This window comes from Pseudarthrobacter sp. CC4 (assembly GCF_048957775.1).
In the GTDB taxonomy this organism is placed as follows: Bacteria; Actinomycetota; Actinomycetes; order Actinomycetales; family Micrococcaceae; genus Arthrobacter.
In genome coordinates, this window is sequence record NZ_JARCCZ010000013.1 from 85,904 (window position 1) to 110,406 (window position 24,503).

The window sequence follows — 24,503 nt, forward strand, 5'->3', positions numbered from 1 at the left end:
GGGAAGATTTTGACGTTCTTGCGCAATAGGTCCGCAGATCTCCGAGCAATGGAGCAGAAGTACCGCATTCTTGTGCCATCGGATATCCATCCCGCGCCGGGCTCCCACAAGGTCCACCTGCCGCGGTAGAACCAAAAGGCGGCGCCACATGACGGTCTTCAGCGAACTCCGGATGCGTCCTGCCCCGGCTGCTGCCAGGGCGGGTTGGGATGCGTCCACCACGGCGCGCCTGGTGATGGCCGGCGCTGTCATTTTCGTCCTGCTGGTGGGCGCCAACCTCGCGACGCCGCTGTATCCGCTCCTGCAGGCGGAACTCGGGCTGTCCACGCTGGGCGTGACCGCCGCGTTTGCCAGCTATGTCCTGTCCCTGGTGGCCACGCTCATGCTGGCCGGGCACTGGTCGGACCACATCGGGCGCCGGGCTGCGCTCATCCTCGCGGTCGTCATCGGGCTGGCAGGCGGCTGGCTCTTTGCCGAGGCACAGACGCTCGCTGCCCTGTGCGCCGGGCGGGCGCTGCAGGGCGCAGCCGTTGCGCTGGCAACCGGGGCCAGTGCCGCAGCCCTGCGCGAGCTCCTCCCGACCCGTCCCGAGTGGGCATCCCGATTCACCTTGCTGGCGTCGTCCGGCGGAGTGGCGGCCGGACCGGTGATTGGCGGACTGCTGTCCCTCCTCCCTGGCCCGACCAGCGCACCCTACTACGTCCATTCGCTGGTCCTGGCCGGCCTCCTGGTGCCGCTGTACCTGCTTCATGCCCGCCCGGCGATCAATCCTCCGGCCTCCGCCAGGCCGCTGCAGGCACTGGCACCCCGCCGCCCTTCCGTATCGCGGGAGGCGAGGGGCGCCTTCTGGCTCGCTGCCGGCGTCGGCTTCCTCAGCTTCGCTGTCTTCGGCTTCTGCCTATCGCTTGCACCCGGCTACTTTGCCCAGGTCCTGGCCACAGACTCCCGCCCCCTGGTCGGCGTGCTGGCCGGCCTGGCCCTGGGGTCCTCGGCGCTGAGCCAGCTGCTGACCCTTCGGGGCCGCTACGTGGTTCCGGCGGGGCTTGGCGTCCTGGGGGTTTCCGTGCTTCTCCTGGGGGCGGCGGGAGCCTGGGGGAATCCGCTGCTGCTCGTGGCAGCCGCCCTTGCGGCCGGGGTAGGGCAGGGCATCGCCTTCCGCACTGTCTTCAACGAGGTGGCGGCCAAGGTGGAGGCATCACGGCACGCCCAGATCGTCAGCACCGTCTATGTCATCACGTACCTGGGAAGCGCTGTGCCGGTCCTTGGCCTGGGCTGGGCCTCCGGCGTGGTCGGTGTGCCGGCCGCCATAGCGGGTTTCGTTCTGTTGTGCGGCGCGGCGGCGCTAATCCTCTCCGCCGTGACTTTCCGCCTCGCGGTCATCGGCCGCGGGGGTGCAGCTTAGTCCGTTCCGCAGGGCACTTACTCAGGCAGCGGCCCGTGATTGCCCTGGATGTGTTCGAACACCAGGGTGGTTTCCGTGTGCCCCACCACCGGATCAGTTGCCAGGTTGTCCAGCACCCAGTCCCGCAGGTCCTCGGTAGTGGCGACGGCGATGTGCAGCAGATAGTCCACGGAGCCTGAGGTGTGGAACGTGGACAGCACCGCGGGCAGGTGCGGCACCCGGGCAGTGAAGCGGTCAATCTGGTCGCGGTCGTGGGCGCGGAGGCGCACGGCAACCAATGCCTGCACGGACCGCCCGATGGCAGAAAGGCTGAGCTTGGCCTCGTAGCCCTGCACGATCCCGCGTTCGGACAGGGCGCGTGTCCGCATCAGGGCAGTGGAAGGGGCAATCCCGACGAGTTCCGCAAGCTGCTTGTTGGAGATCCGGGCATCAGCCACCAGCGCGGCCAGGAGCCGTTCGTCAATCGCATCCAGCGGCTCAAGGTGCGCTCCCGGCCTGGGATTCCTGGCGTTCGTGCTCACTGCAACTCCTCAATGGTCCTCTGTTCATCCTAGACCTGCGAATATGCGCTTTCGCGCTTGTACGGGCCGCGCAGCCGAATTTTTGCGCCGCCGCGTGATTGGCAGGGGCAGATAATTCGTGGCGCTGCCTGTTACGCGCGAGGTCCTTCTGCCCGGGGATGGACGACGGCGACAGCAGCCGCGGTGAGGCAGGCCAGGACCATGACTGCCGCGGCCAGCGCGTTCCAGCCGAGGGACTGGAAGGCCAGTCCGCCCGCCCAGCCGATGATGCTGGACCCCAGGTAGTAGGCGAGGTTGTACAGCGAGGCGGCCTGCGCCCGGCCGGTGCTGGCGAGGGCGCCGGTCCAGCCCGCCCCGATGCTGTGGGCGGCGAAGAAGCCGCCGGTAAACAGCACAAGGCCGGCGAGTATCAGGGGGAGGGCCTGCGTCAGCGTCAGGGCAAGGCCCGCCGTCGAAAGTGCCAGGCCGGCGAGCAGGACATTGCGACGCCCGAAGCGCAGGGTCAGCCCTGCGGACCAGCGTGAGGTGACGGTCCCGGACAGGTAGGCCAGGAAGATCAGGCTGATCAACGTTGCCGGCAGGCCGAACGGTTCGCCCGAAAGCCGGAACCCCAGGTAGTTGTAGACCGCCACGAACCCGCCCATCATCAGGAAGGCCTGGCCGTAGAGGACCAGCAAGCGGACATTCCGCAGGTGGCCGCCCAAGGTCCGGAAGGCGCCGCGCAGCCCGGAGACAGGGGCGGAGACGAAGCCCCGGGCCCGCGGCACCAGGACCAGGAAGGCGACCGCGGCCAGCGTGGCAAGGATCGAAACAGCCAGTGCGGCGGCCCGCCAGCCCCACAGTTCACCGGCCGGCCCGGCCACCAGCCTGCCGGCAAGCCCGCCCAGCGTGGTGCCGGCAACATAGCTTCCCGCTGCCAGGGCCGTGTGCGCTTTGGTGACCTCCTCGTTGAGGTAGGCGATGGCAATGGCCGGGATGCCGCCCAGTGCCATGCCTTCTATAAGGCGGAGGGTGAGCAGCATGCCAAAGCTGGTGGACAAGGGAACCAGCAGCCCCAGGACGGTGGCCAATGAGATACCCCACGTCATCGCCCGGACCCGGCCTATGCGGTCCGCCAGGAAGGACCACGGGATCACCGTCACCGCAAGGCCCACGGTGGCCAGCGAGATGGTCAGGGCCGCCTCGGCCGCCGTGACCTGCAGGTCCGAGGCCAGGATCGGCAGGACGGCCTGGGTGGAATAGAGCTGCGCGAAGGTGGCAACACCCGCAAAGGAAAGGCCCGCGAGGATCCTGGCGTACGCCGTCGACCCCTTGGCATGACCTTCCCAACGAGGGGAAGGGCTGCTGCCGGCGGAACGGACGATGTGTGCCATCCGGCCAGCCTAGCTTTCACCCAATAGATGCCTCCAATGCATGCTTCGTGTAAAACTGATAGCCGATTTGCATGCTTTCCCAACTGGGTAGCGCTAAGTGTCGTTTTGAACGCCGAAAACGACACTTAGCGCTACCTACTTGGGCTCGCGCGGAGCAGGAAGGAGGCCGGCCCGTGGAACCGGACCAGAAACAGCTGGTGCAGTTGCTTCCGCTGCTGCCCGTGCTGGCCGAGCTGGGGCGGACCGAGCACGTCACGGAAACCGCGGAACTCCTTGGAGTACCCCAGTCCACGGTGAGCCGGGCGCTGGCCCGGGCGAGCGCCGTCGTCGGTACCGAACTCCTGGTCAGGGACGGCAGGGGAGTCCGGCTGACGCCCGCGGCACGGACCCTGCTGCCCTACATTGAGCAGGCGCTGACGGCGTTCCAGGCAGGGTTGGACGTTGTGCGGGACGAGTCGGACGTGGCCCGGGGGAGGGTCTCCCTGTCGTTCCAGCACACTTTCGGTGAGGCGACGTTGCCGCTCCTGATCAGTGCTTTCCGGAGCAGGCACCCGGGCGCAGTTTTCACCCTGAGCCAGGGCGCCCGCAACGCGTGCCTCGACGAACTGGCGTCGGGCGAGTCCGATCTCGCCCTGACCGCACCGGTGGCGCCGCCGGGCCGGAACGTGACCTCGGCGCCGCTGTACCGGGAGCCGCTCCGCCTGGTTGTGCACCACAGCCATCCCCTTGCCACGCGGCCGGCAGCCCGGCTTGCCGACATCAGGGGAGAGCCTTTTGTGGCGCTCGGGCCCGGATACGGGATGCGGTCGCTCACCGATGCCATGTTCCGCGAGGCCGGCTACCGGCCCCGCATCGCCTTCGAAAGCCAGGATTCTCACACGGTCCGCGGCCTGGTCTCGGCGGGCCTCGGAGTCAGCATCCTGCCGCCAGGCGGGGATGCCCCCGGACGGACGGTCAGCCCCGAAACCGGGAACCTCGGCTGGGTTGAGGTCCCGCTGGAGTCCGGCCTGGCTTTCCGCGAAGTGGGCCTGTCCTGGCGGCGGCGCAAGCCCGGGTCCGAACCCGTGCCGGTCCGGTTGTTCCGGGACATGGTGGTGACCGAAGGGCCCAGGCTCCTGGCCGGGCTGGTCAGGCAGCGGTCCCGCTGAAGCGCGAGCGCCCGAAAGTGAGGCGGCCGGGGTGTCCCGCCGCTCCGGCACCATTACCCTTGTGACGTGACCAACGCTGAAAACTCCTCCGCACTCCCGGCCCCCAGTCCACTCCGCGGCGCCATCATCGGGCTGGATATCGGCGGGACGAAGACCCACGGTGTCCGTTTTGAGGACGGGGCTCCGGTTGCGGATGAGTCGGCCGGCAGTTCCAATGTGCAGAACGTCAGCCGCGACGAGGCGGCCGCCAACCTTGCCGACCTGTTTGCACGCATCGGCGGGGGCCAGGTGTCGCAGGTGTACGCCGGTTCCGGCGGCATTGATACCGACGACGACGCCGCCGCCCTGGCGTCCCTGATCCAGCCGCATGTCCCCGGCGCCCGGGTCACCGTGGTCCACGATTCGCGCCTGCTGCTCGCGGCAGGCTACGCGAGCACCGGTGTTGCGGTGATTGCGGGCACCGGCTCTGCAGCCTGGGGCAGGAATGCGGACGGCGGCGAAGCGCGGGCTGGCGGCTGGGGCTACCTTCTGGGCGATGAAGGCAGCGGATACTGGCTGGGCCGCGAAGCGGTGCGGCACAGCCTCCGGCGGATGAACCAGGGCCTGCCGGTGGACGTCCTGACTGCGTCTCTTTTGCAGTCCTGCGGGGTGGACGATCCCAACCGGCTGATTGCGCTGTTCCATTCACCGAAAACCGGCCGGCGCTTCTGGGCGCAGCAGGCCCGGCTGGTAGTGGAGGCGGCGGCCGGCGGCCACCCGGAGAGCCAGGCCCTGCTGGACCAGGCAGGTGAAGACCTTTCAGCGCTGGCCCTGCAGGTGCTGGGCCTGCTTGGCATCACCGGGCCGGTGATCCTGGGCGGCGGACTGGGCATGAATGTTGCCCCGCTGCAGCACTCCTTCCGCCGCCGCCTCAAGGACGCGGGCGTGACCGACATCCGGGTGCTGGACCAGGAACCGGTGTTCGGTGTGCTGCAGTTGGTGGCCGAGCAGACCTGAGTGGATCAGTCGCCCCGGAGCCGTTTCCGGGGCGTGAGCCGCACGCCCGGCAGCGGCGGAGCAGGAATGCGGCCCGCCTCCGGTCCAGCGTCAGGACCGTGGCCGTGAACCACGCCGTACCGGGCTGCTGCCTCCTCCGTTTCGGGCAGTCCGGCCTGGGCTTCCCAGTCACTCCGTGCCTGCTCCACTTCGTCGTGGGTACGGCCAACGAAGTTCCACCACATCAGCAGTTCCTCCTGGAACGGCTCGCCTCCAATGAGGAGGAAGCGCGTCCCCGGGAGCGCCTGCACCTGGAGTTCCGTACGCCCGGTGCCCAAGTAGCCCAGCGGGCCGGGCGGAACCTCCTGGCCGTCCACCGCCAGGCCGCCGTCGAGCACCAGGATTCCGTGCTCGAAGCCGGCGTTGAGCGGCAACACCGCTGCTCCGCTGCACGAAACGTCCGCGCCCACGATCGGTGAGTACATCGTTGCCGGCGAGGTGACGCCGGCGAGTTCGCCCACCATGACGGTGGCCGTGAACCCCTGGCCGCCGGCCCGGGGAAGTTCTCGGTGCTGCTCGAAGGCCGGCTGCCGGTGCCGTTCACCCTCAGGCAGGGCCACCCAGAGCTGCAGGCCACGCTGAACCGGCAGGGCCTCCCCGGCAGGCGGCAGCACGGCGAACTCCGAGTGGGAGACGCCGTGGCCGGCCGTCATGATGTTCAGCTCGCCAGGCCGGACCACCACGTCGCTGCCCACGCTGTCGCGGTGCCGGATATGGCCGGCGAGGGGCCAGGTCACGGTCTGGAGGCCGATATGGGGATGCGGGAGCACGGACATCGCCGTCCGGTCAGGGCCGAAGCTGTCCAGGAAACACCACGCCCCGATGGTGGGGAGGCCGCGCTGCGGCAGCGTCCGCTGGACGTTCATGGCCCGGACGCCGCCGAGCGGCACTTCGCGTTGCGGCCACAGCTGCAGGCAAGGCCCGGATGTACCGTCCGCGCCTGCCGGCGGGCACACTTCCTGCTGGGGTGCTATTTCCAAGTTGGTCACGAATCCACTCTAGGCCGGACGAAGCACGTCGGGCACGGTTCCAGGTCTCCAGTTGTTCCGGCCGGAAAATGGGCTCCCATCCGGGCCGCTCCCGGCTCCGAATGGTTACAGTAGGGATTCCTTTGCCCGGATTCGGGATGCTGCAGGGTGTTGCCGGCCCCGGATTGGGTTACCGTAACTATCAGCGTCCTGATGACAATGTCGCGGTGCTTCCAGGAGCCCGTCCCAGAGAACAGGTAAGTCCGCACCATGGACCAGGCGATGATCGAGTTTGAGAGCGTTACCAAGCAGTACCAGGGCGGACAGCCGGCCGTGGACAACCTCTCCATGTCCATCAGCAAAGGCTCCATCACCGTTCTGGTTGGTCCGTCCGGCTGCGGCAAGACGACCACGCTGCGCATGATCAACAGGATGGTGGAGCCCACTTCCGGGACCATCACGGTGGGCGGCAGGGACGTGACCGCCGTCCCGGCAGCTGAACTGCGCCGCTCGATGGGCTACGTGATGCAGTCAGCAGGGCTGTTGCCGCACCGCTCGGTGCTGGACAACATCGCCACCGTTCCCCGGCTGAACGGCGTGTCCAAGTCCGAAGCCCGGCGGCGCGCCGAGGAACTCCTGGACGTTGTGGGCCTGGCCCGCCCGCTCGGCAGGCGCTACCCGTCGCAGCTCTCCGGCGGCCAGCAGCAGCGCGTGGGGGTAGCGCGTGCGCTCGCCGCCGATCCTCCCGTCCTGCTTATGGACGAACCTTTCAGCGCCGTGGACCCGGTGGTCCGCGATGAACTCCAGCAGGAACTGCTGCGGCTCCAGAAGGACCTGGCCAAGACCATCGTGTTCGTCACCCACGACATCGACGAGGCCACCGTCCTGGGGGACAAAGTGGCGGTCTTCGCGGTGGGCGGGAAGCTCGCCCAATACGCCACCCCTGAGGAAATCCTCCGCGCGCCGGCAAATGACTTCGTGGCCTCATTCGTGGGACGGGACCGTGGCTTCCGGCACCTGGGCTTCACCCCGTCCGACGGCGTCACCATCCATCCGGTGCCAACGCTCGTCCGCGGCCGCAGCGTCAACACGGATCCGGGCGCCGCCGACGGCTGGCAGCTGGTGGTGGACGAGGAGATGCGCCCGCTCGGCTGGTCCACTCCCGGCACTGACGAAGGCCTCATCCCCGGCGGTTCCCTGTTCCGCCCGGGGGAAAGCCTGCGCCGCGCGCTTGATGCCGCGCTTTCCTCGCCGTCGGGCCTGGGCGTGGCAGTGGATGGAGAGGGCAAGGTGATGGGCGTGATCCGCGGCGGAGAAGTGCTGGCCCTCATTGAAGAGGCACGCCAGCTCCGGCAGGCTGCACTCTGATGGAGTGGTTCCTCGCCAACAGCGGCATGGTCCTGGAGCGCGCCGGCCAGCATCTGGTGCTGGCCCTCGTCCCCATGGTCCTGGGGCTGGTCATCTCCATCCCCCTCGCGCAGCTGGCGCGGCAGAACCGGGCGCTCCGCTCGGTGCTGCTCACAGCCTCCTCGCTCCTGTACACCATTCCTTCGCTGGCGCTGTTCATCATCCTGCCCACCGTCCTGGGCACCAGGATCCTGGATCCGGTCAACGTGGTGGTGGCCCTGACCATCTATGCCGTTGCCCTGCTGGTCCGGGCCGCCCTGGACGCCTTCGATTCGGTCAGCCAGGACGTGAGCCAGGCCGCCGTCGCCATGGGGTTCAAGCCGTTGGCCCGGTTCCTCCGCGTGGACCTTCCGCTGTCCCTGCCGGTCCTGTTCGCAGGGCTCCGGGTGGTGTCGGTCAGCAACATCTCCCTTGTCAGCGTGGCAGCCCTGCTGGGCATCGGAAACCTGGGGATGCTGTTCACATCAGGACTGCAGCGGGGCTTCGTGACCGAAATCGTGGTGGGCATCATCGCCATCCTCATCCTTGCGCTGCTGATGGATGCGGTCCTGGTCCTGCTGGAACGCATCCTCACTCCATGGGAGCGGGCGGGGAAGCGGCCGGACCGGCAGCCGGAAGCGGGGACCGTTGGCGAGGCACTTGACCCGGCCCTCGGGCTGGCCCGGCCCAAGACGGGAGGCGGAAACGCATGAGCAACGTTTTCGCCGATACCTTCGCCTGGCTGGCCGACCCCCTGCACTGGACAGGAAGCGCCGGGATCCCCGCCCGGCTGGGCGAACACCTCCAGTACACCGGCCTGGTGATGCTGATCGCGGCCGCCATCGCCGTCCCCGTAGGCATGTATGTAGGCCACACCGGCAGGGGACGGGTTGCGGTGGTTGCGCTCGCCGGCGCGCTGCGTGCGCTGCCCACACTGGGCCTGCTGACGCTCTTTGTGCTGCTTGCCGGGATCGGGCTGATGCCCCCCATCTGGGCGCTGGTCATCCTCACTGTCCCGCCCCTGCTCGCGGGCACCTATGCCGGCATCTCCAGCGTGGACCGCAACGTGGTGGACGCCGCGCGTGCCATGGGCATGACCGAACTGCAGGTCCTCTTCCGGGCGGAGCTGCCCAACGCGCTCACCGTAATGTTCGGCGGCTTCCGCACCGGCGTGCTGCAGGTGATCGCCACGGTTTCCGTGGTGGCGTACATCAACCTGGGCGGCCTGGGCCGGTACCTTTTCGACGGACTGGTCCTCAGCGACTTCCCCCAGATGCTCGGCGGTTCCCTGCTCATCGCGGCGCTGGCGATCGCCGTCGACCTTGTCCTCTCCCTTTTCCAGAGGCTGTTCCTGGCAACAGGCGCCTCGGGGCAGTCCCGCCGCAGCCAGCAGGCTACGGCCGATCTCACAGACCCCGTCCTCACGGAGGCTGTGGTACCAGGAGGTAAATCATGAAAGAAAGCCGTCCATACCATCCCGGCAGGCGGGCATTCGGCGGCCTCGCCGCAGGACTCGGCCTGGCCATGGCGCTGTCTGCCTGCGGCGGATCCTCGGATCCACTGAGCAAGGCGCCGGCCAGCAGCGGAGCGGCCTCCGGGGGAGCAACATCCCTGGTGATTGGCTCAGCCGACTTCACCGAAAGCCAGATCATCGGCGAACTGTACGCCGGGGCGCTGAACGCGGCCGGCGTCACGGCCACCACCAAGCCCAACATCGGCTCCCGCGAGGTGTACTTCAAGGCAGTCCAGGACGGTTCCGTGGACGTCATTCCGGATTACACCGGCAACCTGCTGCTGCACGTGGACAAGGAAGCCTCCGAGGTGTCAGCGGAAGACATCGCCAAGGCGCTGCCGGACAAGCTGCCCGGCGGGCTGGCCATCCTGGAACCGGCCAAGGCAGAAGACAAGGACGCCATGGTGGTCACCAAGGCAACCGCCGAAAAGTACCAGCTGAAGTCCATTGAGGACCTGGCCAAGGTCTGCAGCGAGATCGTGGTTGGAGCTCCGGCCACCTTCGCTGAGCGCGCCTACGGCCTGCCGGGCCTGAAGAAGAACTACAACTGCGAGCCCAAGAAGCTGGAGCCGTTCAGTGACGGCGGCGGTCCCGTGACCCTGAAGGCACTCCTGGAGGACCAGGTGCAGGTGGCGGACATCTACACCACTACCCCGTCCATCGCGGACAACGATCTTGTGGTGCTCGAGGACCCCAAGAACAACTTCATTGCCCAGCAGGTGGTTCCGCTGTACAACGAGGCGAAGATGACGGACAAGGCGAAGGAAGCCCTCAACTCGGTGTCCCGCGTGCTGACCACCGAGGACCTGATCAACCTGAACAGGGCCGTCAGCGGCAGCCAGAAGCAGGGTGCCAAGGAAGCCGCGCAGGCGTGGCTGAAGGAAAAGGGCATCGTGAAGTAGCAACTGCATCGCGCCGCCATCGGTGCGATGGCTCAGCAGTACGACGGCGGCTGCCGGACCTTCGGAGGTCCGGCAGCCGCCGTCGTCCGTCCTGCCTGCCGGAACCCGCCGCACCGTGTGGCTGACGTCTCAGCTGCCGCCCATCCTTCCTGTGGCATATTTGAGGGATGGCAGAATTCAGGCAGTCCACGAAACTCAACAACGTGCTTTACGACATCCGTGGACCGATCCTCCAGGCCGCCCAGCAGATGGAAGCGGAGGGTCACCGGATCCTCAAGCTGAACATCGGAAACCCGGCGCCGTTCGGATTTGAAGCGCCGGACGCCATCCTGGTGGACATGATCCGCCACCTGCCGCATGCCCAGGGCTACAGTGACTCCCGCGGCATCTTTTCCGCCCGGACCGCAGTGTCGCAGTACTACCAGACCCGCGGCATCCAGAACATCCATGTGGACGACATCTACCTGGGCAACGGCGTCAGCGAGCTCATCACTATGTCCCTGATGGCCCTCCTTGACGATGGCGACGAGGTCCTGATCCCCACGCCGGACTACCCCCTCTGGACGGCCTCGGTGGCGCTGGCCAGCGGCAAGCCAGTCCACTACCTCTGCGACGAGGAGTCCGGGTGGCAGCCCGACCTGGAGGACATGGAAGCCAAGATCACGCCCCGCACCAAGGGCATTGTGGTGATCAACCCGAACAACCCCACCGGAGCCGTCTACCCGGAAGAGACGCTGAAGAAGATCGTGGCCCTCGCCGAGAAGCACGGCCTGGTCCTCTTTGCCGACGAAATCTACGAGAAGATCCTCTACGAGGACGCCGTCCACGTAAACCTTGCGGGGCTTACCGGCGACGACGTCCTGTGCCTCACCTTCAGCGGCCTGTCCAAGGCCTACCGGGTGTGCGGGTACCGGGCAGGCTGGATGGCCATTTCGGGGCCGAAGAAGGATGCAGCCGACTACCTGGAAGGCATTAGCCTCCTGGCCAACATGCGCCTCTGCGCCAACGTGCCTGCCCAGCATGCGATCCAGACAGCACTGGGCGGCTACCAGAGCATCAACGACCTGATCCTGCCGGGCGGGCGGCTGCTGGAGCAGCGCAACAAGGCGTACGACATGCTCAACGCCATTCCGGGCGTGAGTACCCAGCAGGCCCGGGGCGCCCTGTACCTCTTCCCGAAGCTCGACCCCGAGGTGTACCACATCCGTGACGACGAGAAGTTCGTCCTGGACCTCCTCAGGGAGCAAAAAATCCTGGTCTCCCACGGCCGGGCGTTCAACTGGGTGCGCCCGGACCACTTCCGCATGGTGACCTTGCCCAACGTCAAGGACATCGAGGAAGCCGTGGGCCGGATGGGGGACTTCCTAAGCAGGTACCAGGGGAACTAGCCTGTGTCCACGGGCACCCCGGACCCGTGGAACTTCGCTGAAAGGATTCCCATGCCCGACGCCGTTGGCTTCGACCAGCACCCCTCTGAAACCCTGCGGGCGGGGAAGGGGTTCCTGTTGAGCAAAGTCGATCCTGACGCCACCCCCGGCTACAGCGGCACCAAGGAGGACGGCCAGGCCCTGCTCGCCGAAATGGACAACGGACTGACGGAACTGCAGGAAAAGCTGTTCGCCGAGTCGCGGTTCGGCGGACGGAAGCGGATCCTGCTGATCCTCCAGGCGATGGATACCGCCGGCAAGGGCGGGATCGTCAACCACGTCATGGCCGCCATGAACCCCCAGGGCGTCCAGTTCAAAGCCTTCAAGGCGCCCACGGAGGAGGAAAAGTCCTACGACTTCCTGTGGCGCATCGAAAAGGAGGTGCCGGCCGCCGGGATGGTGGGTGTTTTTGACCGCTCACACTACGAGGACGTCCTGATCCACCGGGTGCGTGCCTGGGCGACTCCCGCGGAAATCAAACGGCGGTACGTGGCCATCAACGAGTTCGAGACGCGGCTGACCGACTCCGGGACGAAGGTGGTCAAAGTCATGCTGCACATCAGCGGCGAGGAGCAGAAGCAGCGGCTGCTGGCCCGCCTGGACAACCCGGCCAAACACTGGAAGTACAGCCGGGGAGACCTGGAGGAGCGCGCCTTCTGGGACGACTACATGAGCGCCTACCAGGCGGCAATCGAGGAGACCAGCACCGCTGCAGCTCCCTGGCATGTTGTCCCGGCGAACAAGAAATGGTTCGCCAGGATTGCCGTCCAGCAGCTGCTCTTGGGCGCGCTCACTGACCTTAACCTTGAGTGGCCCAAAGCGGAGTTTGATGTAGCGATGGAACGGGAACTGGCCGCGCGCTCCTGAGCCCCTGCTGTCAGAGCGGCTGGTCGCGGGCGGCTGCCAGCCGCTTCCGGGCACCTTCCAGCCATTCCTCGCACCGGGCGGCCAGGGCTTCGCCCCGTTCCCAGAGCGCCAGGGATTCCTCAAGGCTGGCCCCGCCGGCCTCGAGCTTCCCCACCACCGCGATGAGCTGCTCGCGGGCCTCTTCGTAGCTCAGGGCCGCGATTCCGGCCCCTGCCGTCTGCTCAGTCATGTAGTTCTCCGGTTTCGGTAGTGGTCTCTTCAGGTGTTCCGGTGGAGGTTGCGCCGAAGCGGCCCTCCGCCACGCGGATGGACAGCGGGGCGCCGGCGGGAGCCTCAGCCGGGCGGCGGACCACAGCGTGGCCCGCGGCGCCTGACTGCGCAGCGCGCTTCGCGGCGAGTTCGACGACGGCGTACCCCCGGTCCAGGGTTTTCTGCGGCGACAGCGCCCGCACCTGCGCCTTCAGGTGGTCCAGTTGGTCAGCCGCGCGGACCACGGTGGAACTGACTGCGGCCGATGACCTCCTCAGCAGCCGCTCGATTTCTTCTGAACGGACGGTTACCAGTCCTTCCGGCGCAGCCAGCACGGGCCGTGAATGCAGGGACGCCAGCCGGTCCGATTCCCGGTCCACCAGCCGCTCGATGCACCGGCGCAGCTGCTCCCGGGCCTGGCGGACGCCCGCAAGTTCCTCGGAAACTTCCGGGACAATCCGCTTGGCGGCATCCGTGGGGGTAGATGCACGCAGGTCTGCGACGTCGTCGAGCAGTGGCCTGTCCGCCTCGTGGCCGATGGCACTCACCACCGGGGTAACGGCTGCTGCGACGGCGCGGATCAGTTCTTCACTGTTGAACGGCAGGAGGTCCTCCAGGGCGCCGCCGCCGCGGGCGATCACAATGACGTCCACCTCCGGCAGGGCGTCCAGGTCGCGCAGGGCACGGACCACCTGGGCGACGGCGGTGTTCCCCTGGACGGCCACCTCCCTGATTTCAAACTCAACCGCGGGCCAGCGCAGGGCGGCGTTGCGCAGGATGTCCTTTTTGGCATCCGAATCGCGCCCCGTGATGAGCCCGATGCGGTGCGGCAGCAGGGGAAGGGGTTTCTTGCGGGAGTCAGCGAAAAGGCCCTCGGCGGAGAGCGCCTGGCGCAGCCGTTCAATCCGGGCAAGGAGATCGCCCAGGCCCACCGGCCTGATGTCACGGACCAGCATGTTCAGCCGTCCGGTCTTGATCCAGAACTCCGGCTTCAGCAGGGCAACCACACGGGATCCGCGCTCCAGCGGCAGGTCCTGGCGGTCCAGTACCTTGGTCCAAACGGAGGCGGGCAGGGAAACTTCGGCGTCCACGTCCCGCAACGTGAGGTAGGCATTGGTGCCCCGGCGGTTCAGCTCGATGACCTGGCCCTCAACCCATGCAGACGGCGTGCGGTCGATGTGCGCCTTGAGCTTCTGCGACAGCAACTGGAGCGGCCACGGATTGTCAGGGGTGGTTTCGGCGGCCGTGGCGGGCAGCGTGGTGGGCGCGGTGGATTGCTGGCCGGTGCCCGGGAGTGACGCCTGTTCAGACATGCGAACGCCCTCGCGGGGCTGGAGCTGCGGGCATGGGGTCCTTCGTCCGGTGTTTGGCTGCCTGGTGTCGGGCTGTGGGCTGAGGTCGGCGGTCATTCAACCTTATCCATAAGCTGTACCACCCGGGGCTGACAAAGAACCGCCGCCAAGCCTGCCTAGGATGGGATAACCCCACCAACGACGAAGGAACCGCCGTGCGAACTTTTGTTTCTGCTGCCGCCACCGTGCTGGCAGTCCTGCTGGCAGCCGTGGCAGTTCCGGCCATCTGGCTGGACCGCAACATCGTCCAGGAACAGGGCTTCGTGGAGTTGGCGGCCCCGCTCGCAACAAATTCAGCGTTCCAGCAGGAGCTGGCTGTAGCGGCGGTGGGCACCATCGACACCAGCGCCGTTCCCGGTTTCCTCTCCGACCTCGTCCAGCCGGTGCTGGAAGACGCGGCTTCGTCACTGACAGGCCTGCCGGGCTATCCAGCCGCGTGGGAGGAAACGCTGCGCAGGAGCCACCGGCTCAGCTTCGCCCCGGCAACGGACGACGGCGGGGCGGCCTCGGCTTCGTCCCTCACTTTGGACGTCGCCCCCTTGGTGGCGCTGGGCGCGGAGGAGATTTCGCGCACTACCAGGCTGCCCCTGGACCCACCTGAACAAACCCTGATCAACGTGGGCCAGCCTATGTACAAGGAGTGGACTGAACGGCTCACCACCTATGCGCCTGCGGGCTACCTGCTGGCTGGTGGATCCGCCGTAGCGCTGCTCCTTGCCCTGGTGGCTGCACGCCGCCGCTGGACAGTGCTGGCCGGGGCGGGCGCCGGCGCGCTGCTCCTGGCGGCTGCCTGGGCGGCGGGCTCACAGGCGGCGTCCGCCGCCGTCGTGTCCGCGGACAGCGGAAATGAAGTTGCCAACATGTTCCGGGACGAATTTGTGGCCGCCTCCGCGGCGGATTTCCAGGCCTGGACCCTGGCAGCGGCGGTCACCGGCGGCGTGCTGCTGGTGCTGGGCGTCGTGGCCGGGTTCACCTCGCGGAAGCCGCAGCGGGCAAACCGGTAGCATGGAGGAATGACCCCCTCAGCTGTTTCCCTTTCGATGCCCACCATCCCGCGTCGGCGCCGGTCACCTGAGGAAGTAGCTGCCGCAGCCCCGGTGCCGGGAACCAAGAAGGTGCTGCTCGCTGCTCCCCGCGGTTACTGCGCCGGCGTTGACCGCGCCGTCATCGCCGTGGAGAAGGCCCTGGAGCACTACGGTCCGCCGGTCTATGTGCGGAAGCAGATCGTCCACAACGTGCACGTGGTCAGCTCTTTGGAGGAACAGGGAGCCATCTTCGTCGACGAGACAGACGAAGTGCCCGAGGGTGCCCTGGTCATTTTCTCCGCCCACGGCGTCTCCCCGGCCGTGGTCCAGTCTGCCGAGGACCGCGGCCTGCGCACGATCGACGCCACCTGCCCCCTCGTTACCAAGGTGCATAAGGAGGCCGTCCGGTTTGCCAAGGACGATTTCGACATCCTGCTGATCGGCCATGACGGCCATGAGGAAGTGGAAGGCACGGCCGGCGAAGCACCGGAACACATCCAGATCATCAATGGTCCCCACGAGGTGGACAAGGTGACGGTCCGGGACCCGGAAAAGGTCATCTGGCTCTCGCAGACCACCCTGAGCGTTGACGAAACCATGGAGACGGTCCGGTTGCTCAAGCAGCGGTTTCCCACCCTGCAGGATCCGCCCAGCGACGACATCTGCTATGCCACCACCAACCGGCAGGTGGCCATCAAGAAGATCTCGCCGCAGGCAGACCTGGTCATCGTGGTGGGCTCGGCCAACTCCTCAAACTCCGTCCGTCTGGTGGAGGTGGCCCTCGAGTACGGGGCGAAGGCGTCCTACCGGGTCGATTTCGCCAACGAGGTCGACGAAACCTGGTTTGAAGGGGTTGCCACCGTGGGCGTGACGTCTGGAGCGTCCGTCCCGGAAGTGCTGGTGCAGGAGGTGCTGCGCCTGCTGGCCGACTACGGCTACGGAACCGTGGAGGAAGTCGTCACGGCGGAGGAAGACCTGCTCTTCTCGCTGCCCAAGGAACTCCGTGCCACCCTCAAGCAGGCCGGCGACGTCAGCCGCGCGCTCGGCGGGCGCCGGGCGCGCAGCTGATCACCGGGAAGCCCGCTGCTCACGCGGCTTCGTCATCGCTTCGGAGTTCCGGTGCAGCAAGGGCGCGCGGGGTGGCTTCCACCACCGGCGGCGCGGCAAGTCCGGACTCTTCCAGTGAGTTCAGTTTCCGGGCGGTAGGAAGGACACGCGCTTCCAGCGTCCCCACCATGGCGTTGTAGCGGTCCACGGATGACTTCAGCGACGACCCGAGTTTGGTGACGTTCTCGCCCAGGGTTCCCATCCGGTCGTACAGCTGCCGCGCCAGTTCGAACAGCTCCCGCGCACTGTCTGTCAGGACATCCTGACGCCACGTGAATGCCACCGACTTCAAGACGGCCAGGAGCGTGCTGGGCGAGGCCAGGACAACGTTCTTCGAGAGTGCGTGGTCAAGGAGGCCGGCATCGGCCATGAGGGCCGCGGCGAGAATTGACTCAGCCGGGATGAAGCAGATCACCAGCTCCGGGGAGTTGCCGGGAATGTCCCAGTACTTCTTATTGCCCAGGGAATCCACGTGTGCCCGCAGCGCTTTGGCATGGGCCTGCAGCAGCGCCTGCTGGCTGCGGTGGCCGTTGCTTGGGGCCGGACCGGCGGGGAAGGCGCTGGAACCACCCGCGGTGCGGCCGTCCGGGCCCAGTTCCTGGGCTTCCAGGTAGGAGGACAGCGGAACCTTGGCGTCGACCACCAGCTGCTTTTCACCGGGCAGCTGCACCACCAGGTCCGGCCGCACGCTGGAATCGCCCCCGGGACTGTGGACCTGTTCCACGAAGTCCACGTGCCGGAGCATCCCGGACACTTCCACCACGCGCCGCAGCTGGACTTCGCCCCACTGCCCCCGCGCGCTGTTGGACCGGAGTGCGGACTCCAGCGCATGGGTGGAACGGATCAGCTGTTCATCCGAGAGCCGGGCTTCCTGAAGCTGCTGGGCAAGCTGGCCGTACTGTTCCACCCGGTCACGCTCAAGCAGCGCAACCTGCTGCTGAACGGCCGTCAGTTTCTCCGCCACCGGGGCAAGCGCCCGCAGCACGCTGCCGTCCTGGGACCTGGCTTCACCCAACTCCCTGTTCTGTGCCGCCAAAAGGCGCCGCTCGGCGTCGGCCGCGGCGAACTGCGCACTGGCCTCTGAAAGCCGGGACGATACGGCGTCGAAATCCTCCTCCAGGCCCTTGGCGCTTCTCCGAAGCACAAAGAACGCAGCCGCCGCACCCGCGAAGGCGCCCAGCAGCAGCATAAACAAAGCAAGAATTAAGGCGAAAGCATCCATGCCCTCACTGTCGCACGGGGCTGTGACATTTTGCCGAAGCGACATTTCCCCTGGCGTGCACAGGGCTCCCCGGCCGTTACTGTGCGTGGACGCCCTGCGGGTAGAATCAATACTCGTGGCTCTTACTATTGGCATCGTCGGACTGCCCAACGTCGGCAAATCAACTCTCTTCAACGCACTCACCCGCAACCAGGTCCTGGCCGCGAACTACCCGTTCGCCACCATCGAACCCAACGTCGGCGTCGTGAACCTGCCCGACCCCCGCCTTCAGAAGCTGGCCGATATCTTCGGCTCGCAGCGCCTGCTGCCCGCGCCGGTGTCCTTCGTGGACATTGCCGGCATCGTCAAGGGCGCGTCCGAGGGTGAGGGCCTCGGTAACAAGTTCCTGGCCAACATCCGCGAGGCCGAAGCTATCGCCCAGGTGGTGCGCGTGTTCGATGACCCGGATGTCATCCACGTGGACGGCAAGGTGGACCCCCGTTCCGACATGGAAACCATCAACACCGAACTGATCCTCGCCGATCTGCAGACCATCGAGAACGCCATTCCGCGGATCGAAAAGGAAGTCAAGATCAAGAAGCGGGAGGCTGCCGAGCTTGCCGCCATCAAGGCAGCCCAGGTGGTCCTGGAGCGCGGCGACACCATTTTCTCTTCGATCAAGAGCGACAAGCTGGAAATGGAACACCTCAAGGAGCTCGGCCTCCTGACGGCCAAGCCGTTCATTTACGTCTTCAACGCCGACGAAGCCATCCTGGGCAGCCCGGAAAAGCAGGAAGAACTGCGGGCCATGGTTGCCCCGGCCGACGCCGTTTTCCTTGACGCCAAACTCGAAGCCGACCTCGTGGAACTCGATGAGGAAGAGGCCCGCGAAATGCTGGAGATGAACGGCCAGGACGAATCCGGCCTGGACCAGTTGGCGCGCGTCGGGTTCCACACCCTGGGATTGCAGACCTACCTCACGGCAGGCCCCAAGGAAACCCGTGCCTGGACCATCCGCCAGGGGGATACTGCACCGCAGGCAGCAGGGGTAATCCACTCCGACTTCCAGCGCGGATTCATCAAGGCCGAGGTGGTGTCCTTCAACGACCTCATCGAGGCCGGATCCATGGCTGAGGCCAAGGCCCGCGGTAAGGTCAGGATTGAGGGCAAGGAATACGTCATGGCCGACGGCGACGTTGTGGAGTTCCGCTTCAACGTCTGATCCGGCGGACGCCTTATCCTGAATAAAGGGCGTGATCCTGGCGATTCCAGGAGCCCCTCCCGCAGAAGCAAACAAGGAGGCGGCATGCCGGTCAGGCGTCTGATGCAGTACATCACCGCGGCGGTAGCGGCTGCCATGGTCCTGTCGGGCTGCTCCGGCAGTCAAGGCAGCGCACCCGTGGTGGTGGGGGAGGCCAAACGCGGCGGCAGCGTCACCGTCGCTGAGGTCAACGCCTTCTCGTCCTTCAACCCGTACAGTGCGGACGGGAACACCGATATCAACTCCAAAATCGGCCACATCACCCATTCGGGCTTCTACTACCTCGATGATGCCGCCAAGGTGGTGCGGAACGAAAAGTTCGGGCGCTTCGAAAAGGTTTCGGACCAGCCGCTCAAGGTGCGGTATACCGTCAACGAGGGCGTCATGTGGTCCGACGGCGAAGCGATCGACGCCGGCGACCTCCTGCTCAGCTGGGCCGCGGGTTCGGGGTACTTTGACGATGCCGACCCCCTGGCGGGGACGGGCACCAAGTACTTTTCGACCGCCTCCGACACCAGCGGCCTCGCTGGCACCGTGCTCCCCGAAATCGGGGCGGACGGCCGGTCCATCACACTGGAGTACACCGTGCCCTTCGCCGACTGGGAAGTGGCGTTCGACGTCGGACTGCCGGCGCACGTGGTTGCAGCCAAAGGTGGCCTCAACGACGAAGAAGACCTGATCGACCTGATCAGGAACTCACCCCGCGGGGACGAGGAAAAGCCGGCCCTGAACGCACCGCTGAAGCAGGTCAGCGACTTCTGGAACTCCGGATTCGACTCCAAGGGCCTTCCCGGGGATCCTGCCGTGTTCCTTTCCAGCGGCCCGTACATCGTGCGTGAGATCATCCCGGAAGTCTCCATGAAACTCGTCCGGAACCGTGACTACGTCTGGGGGCAGGAACCATGGCTGGATGAAATCAACGTGCGCTTCACCGGCTCCGTTCCTACGGCAGTCGATGCGCTCCGGAACAGCCAGGCCGACATCATTTCCCCGCAGCCTTCCGCCGACACCGAGGAGCTCCTTGCAGGACTGGCTGGCCAGGGCATCACCATTGAACGGTACAACCAGTCCGGCTACGACCACCTGGACCTCAACTTCTCCGGGCCTTTCCTGGACGACAACGTCCGCCGCGCGTTTCTCAAAGCGGTTCCCCGGCAGGCCATCGTCGACGCCGTGGTGGGGGACCTGCTGCCGGACGCGAAGCCCTTGGATTCCCACGTTTTCCTGCCTGCCCAGCCCAAGTACAACGACACCGTGAAGAACAACGGCTCGGCCGATTACGCCGAAGTCGACATCGAAGGGGCGAAGGCGCTCCTGGAGGGCGAAACCCCCACCGTCCGGATCCTGTACAACCGCGACAACCCCAACCGCGCCAAAGCGTTTGCCCTGATCCGCGACTCGGCAGCGCGGGCAGGGTTCCAGGTGGTTGACGGCGGGCAGGCAAGTGCGGACTGGGCACGGTCACTCGGGGGCGGGGGCTACGATGCCGCGCTGCTCGGATGGATCGGCACGGGTGCAGGCGTCAGCCGTGTCCCCCAAATCTTCCGCACCGGCGCGGGCAGCAACTTCAACGGTTTCTCCGACGGCGACGCGGACAAGGCGATGGAGCAGCTTGCCGGAACAACCGATCTGGGCAAGCAGGATGAACTCCTGGCGGAGATCGACAGGCAGATCTGGGAGAGCGCCTATGGTCTCCCGCTGTACCAGACGATTGGTACCACTGCCTTCAACGCCCGGGTTGCCGGCGTCAAGACCAGTTCAGGTCCGTTGGGCATCTGGTGGAACGTGTGGGATTGGCGGCTGGCCAACCCGTCATGACGCCGGAGCGCGGGAGAGGCAGCTCCCGGTTGTCCCGATTCGCCGCCGCGGCTACCGGCGAGTAGCATGTGACGTGCACAACTTCTGTTGACCGACTAAGCGTTCAGGGCTGGCCGGTCACGGTTTGGCAACGGAGTACCAGTATCTGGACTTCGTGCAGTTAGGCTACTCGTATATGTAGGCTGCGTCACAGCGGACAGCTGGGTCTCGCCTGCGGGGGAGCACAAGATTCCCCCTCGTTATCTCCCACAACTCATAGGAGGCGGAATGCGTTTTACGCGCACTTCCAAAGCACTGGGCATAGTGGCAATAGCCGCGCTTGCCCTGACCGGCTGCGGCGCTGGAGGCGGCAGCACTGACGGAGCCAGCAACGCCGCCGGCGACCCGAACAAGGTCATCACTGCCTACAGCAACGAACCACAAAATCCGTTGCTGCCGGCGAACACGAACGAAGTCTACGGCGGCCGCGTCGTCGAGCTTCTGTTCGAAGGCCTGCGGACCTACGACGCTGATGGCAAGCCGGTGAACGCGCTGGCAGAATCCATCGAGTCGCCTGATGCCCAGAACTGGACCATCAAGATCAAGCAGGGCCAGAAGTTCACGAACGGTGAAGAGATCACGGCCAAGACGTTCGTGGATTCCTGGAACTTCGCGGCGAACTCGAAGAACCTGCAGAACAACGGGTTCTTCTTTGAATCCATCGCCGGCTATGAGGAAGTCTCGGCGGTTACCAAAGAGAAGTCTGCGGACGGCAAGACCACCACCACTCCCGCACCCACCGCGGAAACCATGTCCGGCCTCGAAGCCAAGGACGACTCCACCCTTACCGTCAAGCTGGCCCAGCCCGAAGCTGACTGGTCCTTGCGACTCGGCTACTCCGCCTTCTTCCCGCTTCCCTCCGCTGCGCTGGCAGACCCGAAGGCATTCGGCGAGAACCCGGTAGGCAACGGCCCGTACAAGATGGAGAAAGAAGGCGCCTGGGTTCACGACCAGTCCATCTCCCTCGTGAAGAACCCGGACTACAGCGGTCCCCGCGAGTCGAAGAACGGTGGCGTGACGTTCAAGTTCTACACGGATCCGGGCCCCGCGTACACCGACCTGCAGTCGGACAACCTGGACGTAACCGACGTCCTCCCGTCGAATGCGCTTAAGACGTACGTTTCGGACTTCCCGGACCGCAATGCCACCAAGCCCGTTGCCACCAACTCCACCCTGAACATCCCGGGTTACAACCCGAACTTCCAGGGTGAAGCCGGCAAGCTCCGCCGCCAGGCACTCTCCTACGCCATCAACCGCGAGGAGATCGCCAAGGTTGTCTTCAACGGCACCCGCACCCCGGCCAAGGCATTCGCCCCGCCGGTCATTGACGGATTCAAGGAAGGCCTCAAGGGCAGCGAAGTCCTGAAGTTCGACGCCGCAAAGGCCAAGGACCTCTGGGCACAGGCTGACAAGATCCAGCCGTACGACAATTCCAAGCCGCTGCAGATTGCATCCAACACCGATGGCGGCAACAAGGAATGGATCGACGCCGTAGCTAACGGCTTCAAGAACAACCTGGGAATCCAGGCTGAAATCCAGCCCTTCGCCAAGTTTGCTGAGGTCCTGAACCTGCGCAAGTCCCAGTCCCTCCCGGGCCTGAGCCGCGCCGGCTGGCAGGGCGACTACCCGTCGCTCTACAACTTCCTGGGGCCGGTCTGGGCCACGGGCGCATCCTCCAACTACGAGAAGTACTCGAACCCCGAGTTCGACAAGCTGCTCAAGGAGGGCCTGGCAGCCAAGACCACGGATGAGGCCAACGCCAAGTTCAACGCGGCACAGGAGATCCTCTTCGAGGACCTTCCCGGCCTGCCGCTCTGGGACCAGGCACGGCCGATCGTGTGGAGCAACAACGTCGCCAAGGCTGAAACCGGCTGGAACGGCAGCATCCTTTACTACGGCATCACCGCAAAGTAGTCCCAGAACTAACTTGTCGGTAAGCACATGGGGGTCCGGCTACCGCCGGGCCCCCATTGGCTTGCACGGCAGGAAGGCACCAATGAACCTGTTTTCTTCCCAACCGGAAGGCTGGTGATCCGGTGGTCCGCTTTATTCTGCGCCGACTCCTTCAAGTGATCCCCGTCTTCATCGGCACCACCCTTTTGGTCTATTACATGGTGTTCGCCCTCCCGGGTGACCCTATCGCTGCGCTTTTCGGGGACCGTCAGCCTCCGCAGGCCGTCATCGACACGCTGCGCAGCCAGTACCATCTTGATGAGCCGTTCTGGGTCCAGTACGGCCTGTTCCTCAAGAACCTCTTTACGTTCAACCTTGGCAACGACTTCACCGGCCAGCCCATTGCGGCAAGCCTGGCCCGCGTCTTCCCGGTCACCGCGATGCTGGCCGTTGAGGCCTTGGCCATCCAGGCGATCTTCGGTGTGGCATTCGGTGTTTTCGCAGGCCTGCGCCGCGGCGGCTGGTTCGACTCCACCGTCCTGGTGGCGTCGCTCGTGGTCATCGCCGTGCCCACATTCGTCCTGGGCTTCGTCTTCCAGCTCGTCTTCGGCGTCAAGCTCGGATGGGCGAAACCCACCGTCGGCGCCAACGCCGACTGGGGGAGCCTGCTGCTGCCCGCCATTGTCCTGGGCCTGGTGTCCTTCGCTTATGTCCTCCGCCTCACCCGCGCCTCGGTCAGCGAAAACATGAATGCCGACTACGTGCGCACTGCCACTGCCAAGGGCCTGTCGCGGCCCCGCGTGGTCCTGGCCCATATCCTGCGCAACTCCCTGATTCCCGTGGTGACCTACCTCGGTGCCAACCTCGGCGGCCTCATGGGTGGCGCGATCGTGACGGAGGGTATCTTCAACGTGCCCGGCGTCGGCAACAAGCTCTACCAGGCGGTCCTCCGCAGCGAGGGTCCCACCATCGTTTCCATCGTCAGCGTGCTGGTGCTGGTCTTCGTAGTGGCCAACCTGCTTGTCGATCTCCTTTACGCCTGGCTTGACCCGAGGATCCGCTATGACCAGTAATAACAGCCACTTTGTGGCGCCCATCGACGAAACCCCGTTGCTGGCAACGGATGCCGTAAAGACTGACCAGGCCCCGCTCAGCCTGTGGTCCGACGCCTGGCGCAAGCTCCGCCGTCGTCCGCTGTTCATCATTTCCGCGCTGCTGATCGTGATGCTGACCGTGATAGCGCTGTTCCCCGGACTCTTTACCTCCGTGGCTCCCAACGAGGGCTGCGAACTGGCCAATTCCGAGGGCGGACCCATGGCCGGCCACCCCTTTGGTTTCACTTTCCAGGGCTGCGACGTGTACTCCCGCGTCATCCACGGGACCCAGGCCTCGCTGTCAGTGGGCCTTCTCTCCGTGCTGTGCGTCCTGGTCATCGGTGTCACCATCGGTGCCCTGGCCGGTTACTACGGCGGCTGGATTGACGCCGTGCTCGCTCGCCTGGGTGACATCTTCTTCGCCCTGCCGCTGATCCTTGGCGCGCTGGTCATCACCCAGCTTCCCATGTTCCGCGAGAACAGGGGCGTCTGGACGGTGGTCTTTGTCATCTCGCTGCTGGCGTGGCCGCAGATGGCACGCATCACCCGCGGTGCCGTCATTGAGGTACGCAACGCTGACTTCGTCACTGCGGCGCGTGCCCTGGGCGTCTCCAAATTCGGGGCCCTTGTGCGGCACGTACTGCCGAACGCCCTCGCGCCGATCATCGTCCTTGCCACGCTGGAACTCGGCGTGTTCATCGTGGCCGAAGCCACGCTGTCCTTCCTGGGTATCGGCCTGCCGCAAAGCATCATGTCCTGGGGCAATGACATCGCCGGCGCCCAGGCGTCCATTCGAACCAGGCCGGAAATCATGCTGTATCCGGCCGCGGCCCTGTCCATCACGGTCCTGAGCTTCATCATGCTGGGCGATGCTGTACGTGACGCCCTCGATCCCAAGAGCCGTCAGCGATGAGAGATAACG

At 65.9% G+C, this 24,503-nt stretch carries 22 protein-coding genes; 16 read left to right on the plus strand and 6 right to left on the minus strand.

Translation table 11 applies throughout. The features are described from left to right. Positions 1-148: 148 nt before the first annotated feature. On the plus strand, positions 149-1,402 hold the full coding sequence (locus tag PV768_RS10280; RefSeq protein WP_157241673.1) for an MFS transporter: 1,254 nt from the start codon (positions 149-151) through the stop codon (positions 1,400-1,402). Between the two features lie 17 nt (positions 1,403-1,419). On the opposite strand, the gene PV768_RS10285 is transcribed toward PV768_RS10280, so the two are convergent. Next, positions 1,420-1,923, minus strand: a complete 504-nt coding sequence (locus PV768_RS10285; protein ID WP_321214012.1) for an Lrp/AsnC family transcriptional regulator — start codon at positions 1,921-1,923, stop codon at positions 1,420-1,422. A gap of 131 nt (positions 1,924-2,054) precedes the next feature. Further along, on the minus strand, positions 2,055-3,296 hold the full coding sequence (locus PV768_RS10290; RefSeq protein ID WP_421092971.1) for an MFS transporter: 1,242 nt from the start codon (positions 3,294-3,296) through the stop codon (positions 2,055-2,057). A 173-nt stretch (positions 3,297-3,469) separates the two neighbouring features. On the opposite strand from PV768_RS10290, the gene PV768_RS10295 reads away from it, so the two are divergent. Both PV768_RS10295 and PV768_RS10300 read left to right on the plus strand, forming a co-directional pair. After that, positions 3,470-4,444 carry a LysR family transcriptional regulator gene (locus tag PV768_RS10295; RefSeq protein ID WP_421092972.1) on the plus strand — a complete coding sequence of 325 codons (975 nt, stop codon included), beginning with the start codon at positions 3,470-3,472 and terminating at the stop codon, positions 4,442-4,444. Positions 4,445-4,510: 66 nt separating this feature from the next. After that, the gene (locus PV768_RS10300) at positions 4,511-5,440 is read left to right on the plus strand and encodes an N-acetylglucosamine kinase (protein ID WP_323056627.1); all 930 of its coding nucleotides are present in this window, start codon (positions 4,511-4,513) and stop codon (positions 5,438-5,440) included. 5 nt (positions 5,441-5,445) lie between these two features. Here PV768_RS10300 and PV768_RS10305 read toward each other — a convergent pair whose 3' ends face one another. Further along, positions 5,446-6,468 (minus strand): pirin family protein, encoded by a 1,023-nt coding sequence (locus PV768_RS10305; protein ID WP_321214008.1) that lies wholly within the window; start codon positions 6,466-6,468, stop codon positions 5,446-5,448. Positions 6,469-6,717: 249 nt separating this feature from the next. Between PV768_RS10305 and PV768_RS10310 the strand changes: the two genes are divergently transcribed. The 6 genes from PV768_RS10310 to PV768_RS10335 all read left to right on the plus strand — a co-directional run bounded on the left by PV768_RS10310 (position 6,718) and on the right by PV768_RS10335 (position 12,542). Then, positions 6,718-7,815: an ABC transporter ATP-binding protein gene (locus tag PV768_RS10310; protein ID WP_157241675.1), complete on the plus strand. Its 1,098-nt coding sequence runs from the start codon at positions 6,718-6,720 to the stop codon at positions 7,813-7,815. After that, complete coding sequence (locus PV768_RS10315) at positions 7,815-8,546, plus strand: ABC transporter permease (RefSeq protein ID WP_157241676.1); 732 nt, start codon at positions 7,815-7,817, stop codon at positions 8,544-8,546. Before PV768_RS10310 ends, PV768_RS10315 begins: the two co-directional genes overlap by 1 nt. Further along, positions 8,543-9,289 (plus strand): ABC transporter permease, encoded by a 747-nt coding sequence (locus tag PV768_RS10320; protein WP_157241677.1) that lies wholly within the window; start codon positions 8,543-8,545, stop codon positions 9,287-9,289. The genes PV768_RS10315 and PV768_RS10320 overlap by 4 nt, the downstream gene beginning before the upstream one ends. After that, entirely contained in the window at positions 9,286-10,248 is a 963-nt protein-coding gene (locus PV768_RS10325; protein WP_157241678.1) for an ABC transporter substrate-binding protein, read from the plus strand. The genes PV768_RS10320 and PV768_RS10325 overlap by 4 nt, the downstream gene beginning before the upstream one ends. A gap of 167 nt (positions 10,249-10,415) precedes the next feature. Beyond that, positions 10,416-11,636 carry a pyridoxal phosphate-dependent aminotransferase gene (locus PV768_RS10330; RefSeq protein WP_157241679.1) on the plus strand — a complete coding sequence of 407 codons (1,221 nt, stop codon included), beginning with the start codon at positions 10,416-10,418 and terminating at the stop codon, positions 11,634-11,636. Between the two features lie 51 nt (positions 11,637-11,687). Further along, complete coding sequence (locus PV768_RS10335; RefSeq protein ID WP_157241680.1) at positions 11,688-12,542, plus strand: polyphosphate kinase 2 family protein; 855 nt, start codon at positions 11,688-11,690, stop codon at positions 12,540-12,542. Positions 12,543-12,552: 10 nt separating this feature from the next. On the opposite strand, the gene PV768_RS10340 is transcribed toward PV768_RS10335, so the two are convergent. Both PV768_RS10340 and xseA read right to left on the minus strand, forming a co-directional pair. Then, positions 12,553-12,771, minus strand: a complete 219-nt coding sequence (locus tag PV768_RS10340) for an exodeoxyribonuclease VII small subunit (protein ID WP_321214006.1) — start codon at positions 12,769-12,771, stop codon at positions 12,553-12,555. Beyond that, positions 12,764-14,104: an exodeoxyribonuclease VII large subunit gene (gene xseA / locus PV768_RS10345; RefSeq protein ID WP_421092973.1), complete on the minus strand. Its 1,341-nt coding sequence runs from the start codon at positions 14,102-14,104 to the stop codon at positions 12,764-12,766. The genes PV768_RS10340 and xseA overlap by 8 nt, the downstream gene beginning before the upstream one ends. A gap of 194 nt (positions 14,105-14,298) precedes the next feature. Between xseA and PV768_RS10350 the strand changes: the two genes are divergently transcribed. Next, on the plus strand, positions 14,299-15,147 hold the full coding sequence (locus PV768_RS10350) for a hypothetical protein (RefSeq protein WP_321214005.1): 849 nt from the start codon (positions 14,299-14,301) through the stop codon (positions 15,145-15,147). 9 nt (positions 15,148-15,156) lie between these two features. Next, on the plus strand, positions 15,157-16,236 hold the full coding sequence (locus PV768_RS10355) for a 4-hydroxy-3-methylbut-2-enyl diphosphate reductase (RefSeq protein ID WP_157241683.1): 1,080 nt from the start codon (positions 15,157-15,159) through the stop codon (positions 16,234-16,236). A 19-nt stretch (positions 16,237-16,255) separates the two neighbouring features. Here PV768_RS10355 and PV768_RS10360 read toward each other — a convergent pair whose 3' ends face one another. After that, entirely contained in the window at positions 16,256-17,497 is a 1,242-nt protein-coding gene (locus tag PV768_RS10360) for a DNA recombination protein RmuC (protein WP_421092974.1), read from the minus strand. 115 nt (positions 17,498-17,612) lie between these two features. Between PV768_RS10360 and ychF the strand changes: the two genes are divergently transcribed. From ychF to PV768_RS10385, 5 genes are all read left to right on the plus strand, one after another. Beyond that, positions 17,613-18,698, plus strand: coding sequence for a redox-regulated ATPase YchF (ychF, locus tag PV768_RS10365; RefSeq protein ID WP_321214003.1), 1,086 nt, complete (start codon positions 17,613-17,615; stop codon positions 18,696-18,698). 84 nt (positions 18,699-18,782) lie between these two features. Beyond that, positions 18,783-20,555: an ABC transporter family substrate-binding protein gene (locus tag PV768_RS10370; protein WP_421092975.1), complete on the plus strand. Its 1,773-nt coding sequence runs from the start codon at positions 18,783-18,785 to the stop codon at positions 20,553-20,555. Positions 20,556-20,822: 267 nt separating this feature from the next. Beyond that, entirely contained in the window at positions 20,823-22,508 is a 1,686-nt protein-coding gene (locus PV768_RS10375) for a peptide ABC transporter substrate-binding protein (protein WP_157241686.1), read from the plus strand. 122 nt (positions 22,509-22,630) lie between these two features. Then, positions 22,631-23,560: an ABC transporter permease gene (locus PV768_RS10380; RefSeq protein ID WP_321214001.1), complete on the plus strand. Its 930-nt coding sequence runs from the start codon at positions 22,631-22,633 to the stop codon at positions 23,558-23,560. Beyond that, positions 23,550-24,494 (plus strand): ABC transporter permease, encoded by a 945-nt coding sequence (locus PV768_RS10385; protein WP_157241687.1) that lies wholly within the window; start codon positions 23,550-23,552, stop codon positions 24,492-24,494. Before PV768_RS10380 ends, PV768_RS10385 begins: the two co-directional genes overlap by 11 nt. Positions 24,495-24,503: the final 9 nt, after the last annotated feature.

Bases quoted from the DNA above. Each gene is read 5' to 3' on its own strand.
- PV768_RS10280 (WP_157241673.1), top strand. From the start codon at position 149: ATGACGGTCTTCAGCGAACTCCGGATGCGTCCTGCCCCGGCTGCTGCC.
- PV768_RS10290 (WP_421092971.1), bottom strand. From the start codon at position 3,296: ATGGCACACATCGTCCGTTCCGCCGGCAGCAGCCCTTCCCCTCGTTGG.
- PV768_RS10310 (WP_157241675.1), top strand. From the start codon at position 6,718: ATGGACCAGGCGATGATCGAGTTTGAGAGCGTTACCAAGCAGTACCAG.
- PV768_RS10315 (WP_157241676.1), top strand. From the start codon at position 7,815: ATGGAGTGGTTCCTCGCCAACAGCGGCATGGTCCTGGAGCGCGCCGGC.
- PV768_RS10320 (WP_157241677.1), top strand. From the start codon at position 8,543: ATGAGCAACGTTTTCGCCGATACCTTCGCCTGGCTGGCCGACCCCCTG.
- PV768_RS10325 (WP_157241678.1), top strand. From the start codon at position 9,286: ATGAAAGAAAGCCGTCCATACCATCCCGGCAGGCGGGCATTCGGCGGC.
- PV768_RS10330 (WP_157241679.1), top strand. From the start codon at position 10,416: ATGGCAGAATTCAGGCAGTCCACGAAACTCAACAACGTGCTTTACGAC.
- PV768_RS10335 (WP_157241680.1), top strand. From the start codon at position 11,688: ATGCCCGACGCCGTTGGCTTCGACCAGCACCCCTCTGAAACCCTGCGG.
- PV768_RS10340 (WP_321214006.1), bottom strand. From the start codon at position 12,771: ATGACTGAGCAGACGGCAGGGGCCGGAATCGCGGCCCTGAGCTACGAA.
- xseA (WP_421092973.1), bottom strand. From the start codon at position 14,104: ATGTCTGAACAGGCGTCACTCCCGGGCACCGGCCAGCAATCCACCGCG.
- PV768_RS10355 (WP_157241683.1), top strand. From the start codon at position 15,157: ATGACCCCCTCAGCTGTTTCCCTTTCGATGCCCACCATCCCGCGTCGG.
- PV768_RS10360 (WP_421092974.1), bottom strand. From the start codon at position 17,497: ATGGATGCTTTCGCCTTAATTCTTGCTTTGTTTATGCTGCTGCTGGGC.
- PV768_RS10370 (WP_421092975.1), top strand. From the start codon at position 18,783: ATGCCGGTCAGGCGTCTGATGCAGTACATCACCGCGGCGGTAGCGGCT.
- PV768_RS10375 (WP_157241686.1), top strand. From the start codon at position 20,823: ATGCGTTTTACGCGCACTTCCAAAGCACTGGGCATAGTGGCAATAGCC.
- PV768_RS10385 (WP_157241687.1), top strand. From the start codon at position 23,550: ATGACCAGTAATAACAGCCACTTTGTGGCGCCCATCGACGAAACCCCG.